The organism is Mycolicibacterium rutilum, from assembly GCF_900108565.1.
GTDB classification, from domain to species: Bacteria; Actinomycetota; Actinomycetes; order Mycobacteriales; family Mycobacteriaceae; genus Mycobacterium; species Mycobacterium rutilum.
The window spans coordinates 5,085,193-5,098,377 of record NZ_LT629971.1 but is presented as its reverse complement, the minus strand read 5'-3'; the positions used below and the strand labels follow the sequence as shown (position 1 = coordinate 5,098,377).

16 protein-coding genes are annotated in these 13,185 nt (G+C 69.6%); 12 read left to right on the top strand and 4 right to left on the bottom strand.

The genetic code is table 11. The annotated features are described in order from the left end of the window. Positions 1–28 precede the first annotated feature (28 nt). From atzF to BLW81_RS24825, 3 genes are all read left to right on the top strand, one after another. Positions 29–1,648, top strand: coding sequence for an allophanate hydrolase (gene atzF, locus BLW81_RS24835; protein WP_083409492.1), 1,620 nt, complete (start codon positions 29–31; stop codon positions 1,646–1,648). Between the two features lie 72 nt (positions 1,649–1,720). After that, complete coding sequence (gene ffh, locus BLW81_RS24830; RefSeq protein WP_083409491.1) at positions 1,721–3,280, top strand: signal recognition particle protein; 1,560 nt, start codon at positions 1,721–1,723, stop codon at positions 3,278–3,280. A gap of 2 nt (positions 3,281–3,282) precedes the next feature. Next, entirely contained in the window at positions 3,283–4,356 is a 1,074-nt protein-coding gene (locus BLW81_RS24825) for a metal-dependent hydrolase family protein (protein ID WP_083409490.1), read from the top strand. A gap of 32 nt (positions 4,357–4,388) precedes the next feature. Here BLW81_RS24825 and BLW81_RS24820 read toward each other — a convergent pair whose 3' ends face one another. After that, positions 4,389–5,222 (bottom strand): D-alanyl-D-alanine carboxypeptidase family protein, encoded by an 834-nt coding sequence (locus BLW81_RS24820; protein WP_083409489.1) that lies wholly within the window; start codon positions 5,220–5,222, stop codon positions 4,389–4,391. Between the two features lie 72 nt (positions 5,223–5,294). Next, positions 5,295–6,179, bottom strand: a complete 885-nt coding sequence (locus BLW81_RS24815) for a D-alanyl-D-alanine carboxypeptidase family protein (RefSeq protein WP_083409488.1) — start codon at positions 6,177–6,179, stop codon at positions 5,295–5,297. Between the two features lie 63 nt (positions 6,180–6,242). Here BLW81_RS24815 and BLW81_RS24810 point away from each other — a divergent pair, with 63 nt between their 5' ends. Beyond that, positions 6,243–6,671: a nuclear transport factor 2 family protein gene (locus BLW81_RS24810; protein ID WP_083409487.1), complete on the top strand. Its 429-nt coding sequence runs from the start codon at positions 6,243–6,245 to the stop codon at positions 6,669–6,671. Here the strand turns inward: BLW81_RS24810 and BLW81_RS24805 are convergent. Then, complete coding sequence (locus tag BLW81_RS24805; protein ID WP_083410799.1) at positions 6,664–7,308, bottom strand: class I SAM-dependent methyltransferase; 645 nt, start codon at positions 7,306–7,308, stop codon at positions 6,664–6,666. The two genes, BLW81_RS24810 and BLW81_RS24805, sit on opposite strands and share 8 nt — an antisense overlap. Positions 7,309–7,542: 234 nt before the next feature. On the opposite strand from BLW81_RS24805, the gene rpsP reads away from it, so the two are divergent. The 4 genes from rpsP to trmD are packed head-to-tail and all read left to right on the top strand — an operon-like array spanning position 7,543 to position 9,564. After that, a complete protein-coding gene (gene rpsP / locus BLW81_RS24800; protein WP_083409486.1) occupies positions 7,543–8,076 on the top strand; it encodes a 30S ribosomal protein S16 in 534 nt (177 codons plus the stop codon). A gap of 8 nt (positions 8,077–8,084) precedes the next feature. After that, entirely contained in the window at positions 8,085–8,327 is a 243-nt protein-coding gene (locus BLW81_RS24795) for an RNA-binding protein (RefSeq protein ID WP_003928628.1), read from the top strand. Between the two features lie 19 nt (positions 8,328–8,346). Continuing rightward, complete coding sequence (gene rimM / locus BLW81_RS24790) at positions 8,347–8,868, top strand: ribosome maturation factor RimM (protein WP_083409485.1); 522 nt, start codon at positions 8,347–8,349, stop codon at positions 8,866–8,868. Positions 8,869–8,880: 12 nt separating this feature from the next. Further along, entirely contained in the window at positions 8,881–9,564 is a 684-nt protein-coding gene (gene trmD, locus BLW81_RS24785; protein ID WP_083409484.1) for a tRNA (guanosine(37)-N1)-methyltransferase TrmD, read from the top strand. Here the strand turns inward: trmD and BLW81_RS24780 are convergent. Next, on the bottom strand, positions 9,561–10,490 hold the full coding sequence (locus tag BLW81_RS24780; protein WP_083409483.1) for a hypothetical protein: 930 nt from the start codon (positions 10,488–10,490) through the stop codon (positions 9,561–9,563). The genes trmD and BLW81_RS24780 overlap by 4 nt on opposite strands. A gap of 313 nt (positions 10,491–10,803) precedes the next feature. On the opposite strand from BLW81_RS24780, the gene rplS reads away from it, so the two are divergent. The 4 genes from rplS to BLW81_RS24760 all read left to right on the top strand — a co-directional run bounded on the left by rplS (position 10,804) and on the right by BLW81_RS24760 (position 13,150). Then, positions 10,804–11,145, top strand: a complete 342-nt coding sequence (gene rplS, locus BLW81_RS24775; RefSeq protein WP_083410798.1) for a 50S ribosomal protein L19 — start codon at positions 10,804–10,806, stop codon at positions 11,143–11,145. Positions 11,146–11,231: 86 nt separating this feature from the next. Next, positions 11,232–12,044, top strand: coding sequence for a signal peptidase I (gene lepB, locus BLW81_RS24770; RefSeq protein ID WP_083410797.1), 813 nt, complete (start codon positions 11,232–11,234; stop codon positions 12,042–12,044). A 24-nt stretch (positions 12,045–12,068) separates the two neighbouring features. Next, complete coding sequence (locus BLW81_RS24765; RefSeq protein ID WP_083410796.1) at positions 12,069–12,791, top strand: ribonuclease HII; 723 nt, start codon at positions 12,069–12,071, stop codon at positions 12,789–12,791. Between the two features lie 53 nt (positions 12,792–12,844). Continuing rightward, positions 12,845–13,150, top strand: coding sequence for a DUF2469 domain-containing protein (locus BLW81_RS24760; RefSeq protein WP_069411668.1), 306 nt, complete (start codon positions 12,845–12,847; stop codon positions 13,148–13,150). Positions 13,151–13,185 lie beyond the last annotated feature (35 nt).

Below are 13,185 nucleotides of genomic sequence, written 5' to 3'. Positions count from 1 at the left end.
GGCCGGACGTGACACAGAGAGGTTCGACATGACGGTGTGGATCAGCCGACGCCCCGACCGCGAGGTGGCCGACGAACTGGCCACCGGGCGCGGCGCGCTGGCCGGTCTGCGGTTGGCGGTCAAGGACAACGTCGACGTCGCCGGCGTGCCGACCACCGCGGCGTGCCCGCAGTTCGCCCGCGTTCCCGACCGCGACGCCGCAGCGGTGGCCGCACTGCGCGCGGCGGGAGCCGTCGTCGTCGGCAAGACCAACCTGGACCAGTTCGCCACCGGCCTGGTGGGCACCCGCTCGCCGTACGGGGTGGTGCGCGACGCGCGTCGCCCCGAATTCATCAGCGGCGGTTCGAGTTCCGGGTCGGCAGTGGCGGTCGCCACCGGTGAGGCCGACATCGCGATCGGCACCGACACCGCCGGCTCCGGCCGCGTCCCGGCAGCGTTGCAGGGTGTCGTCGGGATCAAACCGACCGTCGGGGTGATCAGCACCGACGGCGTCGTGCCCGCCTGCGTGTCCTACGACTGCGTGACGATCTTCGCCGCCGACGTCGGGCTGGCCAACCGGGCGATGACGGCGATGGCCGCCGGCGCCGCCGACCGGCCGTGGCCCGCCGACACCCGGCTGGCCGCGCCGCCGAACCCCGTCGTCGCGGTGCCCGACCGGCTGCCGCTGCTCGACGCCACCTGGCGCGCGGCGTTCGACCGTGCCGTCGCGGCGCTGTCGCAAGCCGGCGCGACCGTCGTCACGATCGACTTCACCGCGTTCCTGGCCGCGGGCGCGTTCCTCTACGACGGCGCCCTGGTCAGCGAAAGGTACTCCGCCGTCGGCGAATTCATCGATGCGCACCCCGAAGCCGCCGTGGACCCCGCCGTGGCCGGGATCATCACCCGCGGCCGCGACATCCCCGCGCACCGGCTGGTCAGCGACCGCGTCGCAGTCGAGGCGCTGAAGCGCAGCGCGCTGGCGGCGCTCGAGGGCATCGACGCGCTCGTCGTGCCGACCGCGCCGATGCACCCGCGGATCGTCGACGTCGCCGCCGACCCGCTCGGGACGAACGCCCGGATGGGTACCTACACGCACTTCTGCAACCTGTTCGACATGTGCGGGGTGGCCGTGCCCGCGGGCACCGCAGGCGACGCCCAGTTCGGGGTGACGGTCCTGGCGCGGGCGTTCGAGGACGCGGTGGCGCTCGACGTCGCGACACTGCTGACCGGACAAGACACCCCGCACGACGCCTGGCCGATGGCGGCCGCAGACTCAGCGGAGCTGCTGGTGTTCGGCGCGCACCTGCGCGGTGGTCCGCTGGCGCACCAGCTCACCGACCGCGGCGCACGGTTCGCGGGGGAGATCACCACCGCGCCGCGGTACCGGATGACGATGCTCGACAGCTCGCCGGCCAAGCCGGCCATCACCCGGGTGGCCGACGGCGCGGCCGGCTCCGCCCTGGTGGGACACCGCTGGCGGCTGTCGCCCGGTGCGCTCGGGTCCTTCCTGGCGGCGCTGCCGGCGCCGATGCAGCTCGGCAAGGTGGAGTTGGCCGACGGCACCTGGCGCACCGGCTTCGGCTGCGACGGCCAGGCCGCCGCAGCGGGTGCGGACATCAGCGGCTACGGCAGCTGGACCTCGGCGGTCGCGGCGGGCGCCGCGGGCTGACCCGGGCCCGGGCCGTGCCGGTGACCGCCCTGCACGGGCGGTCGCCGCCCCACGACGTTTAGGCTGGACGGCGTGTTTGAATCCCTGTCCGATCGGTTGACCGGCGCCCTGCAGGGGCTGCGCGGTAAGGGGCGGCTGACCGACGCCGACATCGACGCGACCACCCGGGAGATCCGGCTGGCGTTGCTGGAAGCCGACGTGTCGCTGCCCGTCGTGCGCGCGTTCGTCAACCGCATCAAGGAGCGGGCCCGCGGCGCCGAGGTGTCCGGTGCGCTCAACCCCGCCCAGCAGGTCGTCAAGATCGTCAACGAGGAACTCATCGGGATCCTCGGCGGCGAGACCCGCACGCTGGCGTTCGCCAAGAACCCGCCGACGGTCATCATGCTGGCGGGCCTACAAGGCTCCGGTAAGACCACCCTGGCCGGCAAGCTCGCGAAATGGCTTCGCGGACAAGGACACACCCCGCTTCTGGTGGCGTGCGACCTGCAGCGTCCCGGCGCGGTGAACCAGCTGCAGATCGTCGGCCAGCGCGCCGACGTCGCGGTGTTCGCCCCACATCCGGGGGTCTCGGCGGACGGGGCCGCGGACGCGGCGCCCGGTGACCCCGTCGCGGTCGCGTCGGCAGGTCTGGCCGAGGCCAGGGCCAAGCACTACGACGTCGTCATCGTCGACACCGCCGGCCGGCTCGGCATCGACGACGAGTTGATGAGCCAGGCCGCCGCGATCCGCCAGGCGGTCAACCCCGACGAAGTGATCTTCGTGCTCGACGCGATGATCGGCCAGGACGCGGTGACCACCGCCGAGGCGTTCCGCGAAGGCGTCGGTTTCACCGGCGTCGTGCTGACCAAGCTCGACGGCGACGCCCGCGGCGGCGCCGCGCTGTCGGTGCGCGAGATCACCGGCGTGCCGATCCTGTTCGCGTCGGCGGGCGAGAAGCTCGAGGACTTCGACGTCTTCCACCCCGACCGCATGGCCAGCCGCATCCTGGGCATGGGCGATGTGCTGACGCTCATCGAGCAGGCCGAACAGGTCTTCGACGCGCAGAAGGCCGAGGAGGCGGCGGCCAAGATCGGCAGCGGCGAGCTGACGCTGGAGGACTTCCTCGAGCAGATGCTGGCGATCCGCAAGATGGGCCCGATCGGCAACCTGCTCGGCATGCTGCCCGGCGCAGGCCAGATGAAGGACGCGCTGGCCGCCGTCGACGACAAACAGCTCGACCGGCTGCAGGCGATCATCCGCGGGATGACCCCGGAGGAGCGCGCCGACCCCAAGATCATCAACGGCTCGCGGCGGCTGCGCATCGCCAACGGCTCCGGCGTCACGGTCGGCGAGGTCAATCAGCTTGTCGAGCGGTTCTTCGAGGCCCGCAAGATGATGTCGAGCATGGCCGGTCAGATGGGAATGCCGTTCGGCCGCAAGAACAACCGCAAGAACGCCAAGAACAAGAAGAAGGGCAAGAAGGGCGGCAAGGGCCCGACGCCGCCGAAGGTGCGCAATCCGCTCGGCGCCGGGATGCCCGGCCTGCCCGCCGGTTTCCCCGACCTGTCCGACATGCCCAAGGGCCTCGACGAACTGCCGCCCGGGCTGGCCGACATCGACCTGTCGAAGCTGAAGTTCCCGGGTCAGAAGTAGGCGTGAAACTCCACGTTCGCGGTCGGGGTCTGCCCGACGAGGAGCCGGTGGAGTGGTGGGTCGACCGCGGTGTGCTCAGCGCCGAACCGGTCAGCGGCGCGGAGACCGTCTTCGACGGCGGGTGGATCCTGCCCGGCCTGGTCGATGCGCATTGTCATGTCGGGCTCGGCGAACACGGGCCGCTCGACAACCTCGACGACTGCGTCGCGCAGGCCGAGGTGGAGCGGGACGCCGGGGCGTTGCTGCTGCGCGACGCCGGTTCGCCGATCGACACGCGCAGCCTCGCCGACCGCGACGACCTGCCCGAGATCATCCGCGCCGGGCGCCATCTCGCGCGGCCGAAGCGATACCAGCGCGACTTCGCGATCGAACTCGCCGACGAGTCCGCGCTGCCGGCCGCCGTCGCCGAGCAGGCGCGCTTCGGCGACGGATGGGTCAAGCTCGTCGGCGACTGGATCGACCGCGAGGTCGGCGACCTGGCGCCGCTGTGGTCCGACGACGTGCTCAAAGCGGCGATCGACGCCGCCCACGACAACGGCGCCCGCGTCACCGCCCACGTGTTCAGCGAGGACGCGCTGCCGGGGTTGATCAAGGCCGGCATCGACTGCATCGAACACGGCACCGGCCTGACCGACGACACGATCGACCTGATGGTCGCGCACGGCACCGCGCTGGTGCCGACGCTGATCAACATCGCGAACTTCCCGGGCATCGCGGACGGGGCGGCGAAGTATCCGGCGTACGCGCGGCACATGCGCGACCTGCACGAGAAGTGCTATCCGCGCATCGCCGCCGCGCGCGAGGCGGGTGTGCCGATCTACGCGGGCACCGACGCGGGCAGCATGGTCGCCCACGGCCGCATCGCCGACGAGATCGACGCGCTGACCGGAATCGGGATGACGCCCACCGAGGCGCTGGGCGCGGCCTGTTGGAGTGCCCGCGAGTGGTTGGGCCGCCCCGGCATCGAGCACGGTGCGCCCGCCGATCTGGTGTGCTACTCGGAGGATCCGCGCAAGGGCGCGGCCGTGCTCACCCGCCCCGACGTGGTGATCCTGCGCGGCCGCGTCTTCGCCTGAGCTCCTCTTCCCGCTCGCACGAGACGTCTTTTTCAGGGTTGGCCGAAGCCCCAGTCGAACAGCTTGATCGCCTGGCCGTAGAGGTCCCCGTTGCCGTACAGCTGCGCGACCACCAGCCGTCGCCCATTGCGTTGCGCGGCAGCTACATAAGTGTCGCGGGCGAGGTTCGTGTAACCGGTCTTGCCGACGAGCGTGCCCGGATACCGCTTCAGCAGCTGGTTCTGGTTCGTGATCGTCTTGGGTCCGCTGTCGGTGGGGAACAGCGACGACGGCTGGCGCACGATCGCCGCGAACGCGGGATAGCGCAACGCATGTCGATAGATCACCGCGAGATCGTTGGCGGTGGTGACCGATTCCATCCCCGGACCGTCGAGCCCCGACGGCGACGACACCCGCGTACTGCGGGCACCGAGCGCGGCCGCCTTCGCGTTCATCTTGGCGACGGCCACCCGGTAGCCGCCGAGACCGTCGGCGAGGACGTTCGCCGCGTCGTTGCCGGATACCAGCATCAGCCCGTCGAGCAACTGACGCACCGTGTACGCGCGGCCGGCTTTGACTCCGGCACAGGAACATTCGACGTCGGCTGCGGCCGGCCGGGCCGCGATCACCCCGTTGAGCGGCAGCTGGTCCAGTACGACGATCGCCAGTAGCGCCTTGATCGTGCTCGCCGGGGCGTGCGGTTCATGCGGGTTGCGGGAGGCCAGGATCCGGCCGGAATCCAGATCGGCGAGCAGCCACGACTGCGCCGGCCCTTCGGGTAACGCGAGCGCGCCCGACGGTTCACCGCCCGGCTGGGCGGAGGTGGGCGCTGCGACGCCGATAGCCGCTGACAGCGCGATGGCCAACGCAGCCAGCAAGCCTCGCATGGCCGCCGAGCGTATCCGCCCCGCAGGCCGGTCCGGTCTCGGAAGCGTTGCGAATCAGCAACTTCGCCGAAGCTACAACGCGCCGATACCGGTCGACGGCGGCAGCGCGAAGCCCCAGTCGAGCAGGCTGGCCGCCTGATCCCAGTAGGTCGGCTGGCCCGGCTTGTCCATCCCGAACATCAGCGCGATCACCAGTCGGCGGCCGTCACGCTGGGCAGCGCCGACGAACGTCTTCTGCGCCCGATCGGTGAAACCGGTCTTACCGCCCAGCGTGCCGGGGTACCGCTTGAGCAGCTCGTCCTGGTTGACCAGCACCCGGTCGCCGGTCTTGGTGGGAAAGACCGCGGTCGGTTGGGCGGTGATCGCGGCGAACACTGGATTGGCCATCGCGGCGCGGAAGATGACCGCCAGATCGTGCGGCGACGACCACATGTCGATGCCCGGGCCGTCCAGACCCGACGGCGACCCGACATTGGTGCCGTACGCGCCGAGCAGCGCGGCCTTGGCGTTCATCTTCGTGACCGCGACGTCGTGCCCGCCGAGCATGGTCGCCAACGTGTTCGCGGCGTCGTTGCCCGACACCAGCAGCAGCGCCTCGAGCAGCTGACGCGTGGTGTACACCATGCCGGGGGTGACGCCCGCGCAGTTGCACTCGACCTTGGTGTCGGCCTCGTTGGCGACGACCGTCACGTCCAGCGGGAGTTCGTCGAGCACCGTCAGCGCCAACAGCACCTTGATGGTGCTCGCCGGCGCGTACTGGCCGAACTCGTCGCGCGCGGCGAGCACGGCGCCGCTGTCCATGTCGGCGACGATCCACGCCTGCGCGGGTCCGTCGGGAACGGGCACCGAACCGACCGGCTGCACCACGCCCACCGGCGCGGCGGCCGCGACAGGGGACAGCGCGGCCAGGAGGATGCCGACGACCAACACGGTCACCGCGGCCACAGACTTTCGCATGGGTCACGAGCCTAACCCCGCCCATCACCGCCGCGGCGCGGGTCGACCGTGTTGAATCGACCCATGTTGAGCCTGGAGGAGATCTCGGACCGGTTGGAGATCCAGCAGCTGCTGATCGACTATTCGACGGCGATCGACCAGAAGCGATTCGACGACCTCGACCGGGTCTTCACCGACGACGCCTACATCGACTACCGCGTCACCGGAGGCATCGACGGCCGCTTCCCCGACGTCAAGGCCTGGCTCAAGGATGTGTTGCCGAACTTCCCGGCGTACTACCACATGCTCGGCAACGTCGACATCCGCATCTCCGGCGACACCGCCACGTCGCGAGCCATCTGCTTCAACCCGATGGTGATGGGTGGGGCCGACAAGGAAAGCAGCGCAATCTATTTCGTCGGCATCTGGTATGTCGACGAGTTCGTCCGCACTGCGCGGGGCTGGCGGATGAGCAAGCGCGTCGAGGAGAAGTGCTTCGACAAGCTCATTTGACCGGTGAGTGCCCGACCAGCGTGTGCCGGGGGATCGGTGTGTCGTCCAGCGGCCGGTGCTCGACGGTCAGCCCGGTGCCGGCCAGCGCCGCGCGGATCTCGTCGACCGGGCGCAGGGTGAACCCGTGGTCGGTGAACGGCGCGTGACGCATCACGTCCGGATCGCCGATACCGATCACCACCCGGCCGCCGGGACGCACGACCCGGGCCAGCTCGGCGCAGGCGGCCTCGAGGTCGGCGACGAAGTAGACGGTGTTCACGGTCGCGACGGCGTCGAGCTCGGCATCGCCGAACGGCAGCGACGTCAACGATCCGCGGTGCACCACCAATCGGCCCGCGGCGATGTCGCGAGCGAACCGTCGGCGGGCGCGGCGCAGCATCGTGTCGGCGATCTCGACACCGTGCACGGTGCCCGCGTCGCCGACCCGGTCGAGCAGCATGCGCAACCCGGCTCCGCCACCGAACCCGACGTCGGCGACCACCGAACCCGGCCCGGCGCCGGTCGCGTCGACCGCCGCGGCGATCGCCCGCTCGTTGGACTGGTTGAGTTTCCTGGCCACCAGGAGTCCGAGGGGGCCGTGCGGGCGGCCCAGCTGCGCGGCCGTGGCGGCCAGCAGGCGCTGTCGTAGTGGGTTCATGTCGCGTTCAACGTCGCACCGTGGCATCCGGTTCGCAAGACGGATTTTTGCCGGTCGACGCTGTTCTGGCACAATAGGCGGCTGTCTGCCCCGGGACCCGTTCTGAGCGATCCCGCCTCCGGCTTCTCGCTGGGCGCTCCCGCGGCGGTCACACACGTAAGGCAAAACCGGGTCCAGGCATCCCGCCTCGACCGCCGAATTGCAGCGTGGCAATCACAGGAGAAGTGCTTCACTATGGCTGTCAAGATCAAGCTCACCCGGCTTGGCAAGATCCGCAATCCCCAGTACCGCATCATCGTCGCCGACGCGCGCACCCGCCGCGACGGGCGTGCCATCGAGGTCATCGGCCGCTATCACCCGAAGGAAGAGCCGAGCCTGATCGAGCTCGACTCGGAGCGCGCGCAGTACTGGCTCGGCGTCGGCGCGCAGCCCACCGAGCCCGTCCTGCAGCTGCTGAAGATCACCGGTGACTGGCAGAAGTTCAAGGGCCTGCCCGGTGCCGAGGGCACGCTGAAGGTCAAGGAGCCCAAGCCCAGCAAGCTGGACCTGTTCAACGCCGCGCTGGCCGAGGCCGAGGGCGGCCCGAGCACCGAGGCCACCCAGCCCAAGAAGAAGAAGGCGCCGGCCAAGAAGGCCGCCGAAACCGAAGCCTCCGCCGACCCGGCGCCGAGCAAGGACCAGTCCGAGCCGCCCGCTGAGGGCGCGGACGCCACCGTCGCCGGTGCCACCGAAGGCGCAGCGGACGACTCCGCGCCGGCCGAGAGCTGAGCGCGGCCGTGAGTTCTGTCGTCGTTGACGCGGTGGAACACCTGGTGCGCGGAATCGTCGACAACCCCGACGACGTCCGCGTCGACATGGTGACCAACCGGCGCGGGCGCACCGTCGAGGTGCACGTGCATCCCGATGACCTCGGCAAGGTGATCGGCCGCGGCGGCCGCACCGCGACCGCGCTGCGCACCCTGGTCGCCGGTATCGGCGGCCGCGGCATCCGCGTCGACGTGGTGGACACCGACCAGTAGACCGGACGGTCAGTCAGCCATGGACCTGGTGGTCGGGCGGGTCATCAAGGCGCACGGCGTCACCGGTGAGGTGGTCGTCGACGTCCGCACCGACGACCCGGACGCCCGGTTCGCGCCGGGCGCCGTGCTGCGCGGCCGGCCCGGTAGGGGTGGCGTCGAGCGCGAGTTCGTCATCGAATCCGCGCGGGCCCACGGCGGTCGGCTGCTGGTTCGTCTCGACGGGGTGGCCGACCGCAACGCCGCCGACGCGCTGCGCGGCACGTTGTTCCTCGTCGACTCCGGCGAGCTGCCCCCGATCGACGACCCGGACGAGTTCTACGACCACCAGCTCGAGGGGCTGCGCGTCGTCACGACGGACGGCGGGTTCGTCGGCACTGTGGCCGAGGTGCTGCATACGCCGGCGGGGGAGTTGCTGTCGGTGACCACCGAGACCGGCGCCGAGGTGCTGGTGCCGTTCGTCTCCGCGATCGTCACCTCGGTCTCACTGGCGGACCAGACCGTCGAGATCGACCCGCCCGAGGGCCTGCTGGAGACCCAGTGAGGATGCGCGCCGGTGCTCATTGACGTGGTGACGATCTTCCCGGACTACCTGGATCCGCTGCGACAGTCGTTGCCGGGCAAGGCGATCGAGGCCGGTATCGTCGAACTCGCCGTGCACGATCTGCGCCGATGGACGCACGACGTACATCGCTCCGTCGACGACGCGCCGTACGGGGGTGGTCCCGGCATGGTGATGAAAGCGCCCGTCTGGGGTGAGGCGCTCGACGAGATCTGTTCACCTGAAACACTTCTCGTGGTGCCGACGCCCGCGGGCCGGCTCTTCACCCAGGCCGACGCGCAGGCGTGGGCGGCCGAGCAGCACCTCGTGTTCGCCTGCGGCCGCTACGAAGGCATCGATCAGCGGGTCGCCGAGGACGCCGCCCGTCGGATGCGGGTCGCCGAGGTGTCGATCGGTGACTATGTGCTGCCCGGCGGCGAGTCGGCTGCGCTGGTGATGATCGAGGCGATCGTCCGGCTCATACCCGGGGTGCTCGGCAATCCCGCGTCGCATCAGGATGATTCGCACTCGCACGGGATCCTGGAAGCGCCGAGCTACACCCGCCCGCCGAGCTGGCGCGGCCTCGACGTGCCCGAGGTGCTGCTGTCGGGCAACCATGCGAAAGTGGCGGCCTGGCGACACGAACAGGGTCTGCAGCGCACCCGTGAACGTCGACCCGATCTGCTCGACGAGGGTTAGATCTTCCCGTCCGGGAACATCGTCTTGACCGCCTCGGTGATCGTGTCGCGCGCCTCCGCGGCATCGGCGGGCTGATCGGACGCGATCGCCATCACGAAGCGTCGGTCGTGCCCGATGACGCCGGTCGACAGGTGCATCCAGTCGGCTCCGACACAGCACATCCAGCCCTGCTTGACCGCCACCGGTTCGGCGTAGAGGCCGTCGGGAATCCCGAACCGCTGCGGGTACACCCCGCCCGGCATCATCCCGTCGATGCCGACGGGCGCGGACGCCGCGAGGTCGCGCAGGATGATCTCGGCTTTCGCCGCGGGCAGCCCGCCGGCGCCGGACAGCAGCATGTCGTAGTAGCGGACCAGGTCGGCCGTGGTGCTGATCGTGTTGAACCAGCGTCCGTTGCTCGGCGGACGGGTGCCGGACAACCCGTAGCGCGCCGCGACGCGGGTGATGATCGCGCTGCCGCCGCCCCGGTTCCAGAACACCTCGGCGGGGCTGTCGTCGGAGACGCGCAGCATCGTGTCGAACGATTCGCGGTCCTCGGGGCTCAGCGGTTCGTCGCGGAACAGCAGGTCGTCGGCGATGAACAGTTTCACCACCGAGGCGATGGCGACGCCGCGATTGTTGCCGTTGGACACCAACTGCCCCGTCGAGCGGTCCAGCACCGTCGCCGTGATGTCCGCGCCGACGGCCTGGGCGTCGGCGGTGGCTTGTTGGGTGCGCTCCTGCAGGCCGGCGAACGAGGCGGGCGGCTCGTCGAGGGCGGCCTCGGGCAGCGGCGCCATGCTGCCTTGAGGGACCACGACGGTCAGGTGCGGCGGCGCGACGTCCGGCGCCATCCCGTTCACTTTGGCTTCGCAACCAGCGACGATAGGTATCACGACGGCGAGCACTGCGGTCGCCCTCACCAGCCTCGACGGCTGACGTCGCATGGCCCTCCCTACGTGCGGAAGTTCGCGTAGCGGGCGCGGATCCGGCCCGATTTTCAGCCTAGACGGTATGGCAGAGTGTTGCGGGGTCAGGCGCGCGGCGCGCAGCGGGGTCGCGCTCACCGAGCACGGACGGGAGCGATTTCACTCCACCATGCCCCATCTGGCACAATTGAGCAGTTGTCTGTGCAGGACCCGGGAACGGCTAGCTCCGCCCGCTGCGAGATACACCCCGATACGCCCGATCAGATCGGCTCGGCACGCGTCCACCGTGACAGCAGCGCCCGCAGCCGCCAACCGCAAGGAAGTGTCACCGATGAACACGCTGGACTTCGTCGATCAGACGTCGCTGCGCGACGACATTCCCGAATTCGGCCCCGGCGACACGATCAACGTGCACGTGAAGGTCATCGAAGGCTCCAAGGAGCGCATCCAGGTCTTCAAGGGTGTCGTGCTGCGTCGCCAGGGCGGCGGCGTCCGCGAGACCTTCACCGTGCGCAAGGAGAGCTACGGCGTCGGTGTCGAGCGCACCTTCCCGGTGCACTCGCCGAACATCGACCATATCGACGTCGTCACCCGCGGTGACGTCCGTCGCGCCAAGCTTTACTACCTGCGCGAGCTGCGCGGCAAGAAGGCCAAGATCAAGGAGAAGCGCTGACGTTCCGTCGGCACATCCGCACCGGAGTCTGATCCTTGGAGCGCGAGCAGCGCGGCGACGACAACCGCGCTGGCTACCCTGATGCGGTGACCGGTCCCAGCGAGCCCGACGAGTCATCAGCCCAACCCGCAGTCGAGGACGGCGACGCGAGTCCCGCCGACAAACCCGAGAAAAAGGGTGGTGCACTGCGGGAGTTCGCGATCCTCATCTCGATCGCGTTGGTCCTGTACTACGTCATGCTGACGTTCGTCGCGCGGCCCTATCTCATTCCGTCGGAGTCGATGGAGCCCACGCTGCACGGCTGCGCGGGCTGCACGGGCGACCGCATCATGGTCGACAAGCTCACCTACCGGTTCACCTCGCCGGAACCCGGCGACGTCGTCGTGTTCAAGGGCCCGCCCAACTGGAACCTCAACTACCGGTCGATCCGCTCGGACAACACCGCCATCCGATGGGTGCAGAACGCGCTGTCGTTCGTCGGTTTCATCCCGCCCGACGAGAACGATCTCGTCAAACGCATCATCGCCGTCGGCGGCCAGACCGTGGAGTGCCGCGCGACCACCGGACTCACCGTGGACGGGAAACGCCTCGACGAGCCCTACCTCGACCCGAACACCATGCGCGCCGACCCCGCGATCTACCCGTGCCTGGGTAATGAATTCGGGCCGGTGAAGGTCCCCGAGGGCAGGGTCTGGGTGATGGGTGACAACCGGACACACTCGGCCGACTCGCGCGCACACTGCACGAACACGCCCGCCGATGCCCAGAAGGGGTTGATCTGTACGGGGGACCCGATGGCGGGCACGGTGCCGGTGGACAATGTGATCGGAAAGGCGCGGTTCATCGCCTGGCCGCCGGCGCGCTGGGGCGGAGTCGGCAGCGTGAACCCGCAGACGTGACTCGCTGATCAGTAGGAGTTGGTGTTGCCGGCGACATGGCCGCCACGCACGGTGATCCGAAAATCCTCGGGGCTACGCACGCTGGAGTCTGCGCTGTACCGCAGCGGACTCGGACCGGTCGCCGGAGTCGACGAGGTGGGTCGCGGCGCGTGCGCGGGACCGCTCGTCGTGGCCGCGTGCGTGCTGGGCCCCAACCGGCTCGAGAGCCTGAGCGCCCTCGACGACTCCAAACGGCTCAACGAGAAGGAACGCGAGCGGCTGTTCCCGCTGATCCGGCGGTATGCCCTGGCCTACCACGTGGTGTTCATCCCGTCGACTGAGGTCGACCGGCGCGGGGTGCACGTCGCCAACATCGAGGGCATGCGCCGCGCGGTGGCCGGGCTGTCGGTGCGGCCCGGCTATGTGCTCTCCGATGGATTTCGGGTACCCGGATTGGCGGTACCCTCGCTCCCAGTGGTGGGCGGCGACGCCGCTGCGGCGTGCATTGCGGCGGCGAGCGTGCTGGCCAAGGTGAGCCGCGACCGGCTGATGGTCAAGATGGAGGCCGAACATCCGGGTTACGGATTTGCTGATCACAAGGGTTACAGCACGCCCGCGCACAGCGCGGCGCTGGCCGAGTTGGGGCCCTGCGCCCAGCACCGCTACTCGTTCATCAACGTGCGACGGGTCGCGACCGCCGGCGGCATCAAGGTGGTGACCGAACTGGTCGACGACGGTGTACCGGAGCAGCGCGGTGAAGTGGGGTAGGAGACAATGAAGCCCATGAGGGGGCGGCGACCAAGATGAAGGACAGCTGAGCGATGAGTGCCGAAGATCTCGAGAAGTACGAAACCGAGATGGAGCTCTCGCTCTACCGCGAATACAAGGACATCGTCGGGCAGTTCAGCTACGTGGTGGAGACCGAACGACGGTTCTATCTCGCCAACAGCGTCGAGGTGGTGCCGCGCAACTCCGATGGCGAGGTCTACTTCGAACTGCGACTGGGCGACGCCTGGGTGTGGGACATGTACCGGCCCGCTCGCTTCGTCAAGCAGGTGCGCGTGATCACGTTCAAGGACGTGAACATCGAAGAGGTCGAAAAGCCCGAACTGCGCCTGCCCGAGTAATTCGGCCCGCGCGGGTGCGAGCCCACGAGACTCTC

Excerpts from the sequence above, each read along its gene's own strand:
- BLW81_RS24810 (WP_083409487.1), top strand. The coding sequence starts at position 6,243 with ATGTTGAGCCTGGAGGAGATCTCGGACCGGTTGGAGATCCAGCAGCTG.
- BLW81_RS24815 (WP_083409488.1), bottom strand. The coding sequence starts at position 6,179 with ATGCGAAAGTCTGTGGCCGCGGTGACCGTGTTGGTCGTCGGCATCCTC.
- BLW81_RS24805 (WP_083410799.1), bottom strand. The coding sequence starts at position 7,308 with ATGAACCCACTACGACAGCGCCTGCTGGCCGCCACGGCCGCGCAGCTG.
- BLW81_RS24760 (WP_069411668.1), top strand. The coding sequence starts at position 12,845 with ATGAGTGCCGAAGATCTCGAGAAGTACGAAACCGAGATGGAGCTCTCG.
- atzF (WP_083409492.1), top strand. The coding sequence starts at position 29 with ATGACGGTGTGGATCAGCCGACGCCCCGACCGCGAGGTGGCCGACGAA.
- BLW81_RS24820 (WP_083409489.1), bottom strand. The coding sequence starts at position 5,222 with ATGCGAGGCTTGCTGGCTGCGTTGGCCATCGCGCTGTCAGCGGCTATC.
- rimM (WP_083409485.1), top strand. The coding sequence starts at position 8,347 with ATGGACCTGGTGGTCGGGCGGGTCATCAAGGCGCACGGCGTCACCGGT.
- rpsP (WP_083409486.1), top strand. The coding sequence starts at position 7,543 with ATGGCTGTCAAGATCAAGCTCACCCGGCTTGGCAAGATCCGCAATCCC.
- BLW81_RS24780 (WP_083409483.1), bottom strand. The coding sequence starts at position 10,490 with ATGCGACGTCAGCCGTCGAGGCTGGTGAGGGCGACCGCAGTGCTCGCC.
- rplS (WP_083410798.1), top strand. The coding sequence starts at position 10,804 with ATGAACACGCTGGACTTCGTCGATCAGACGTCGCTGCGCGACGACATT.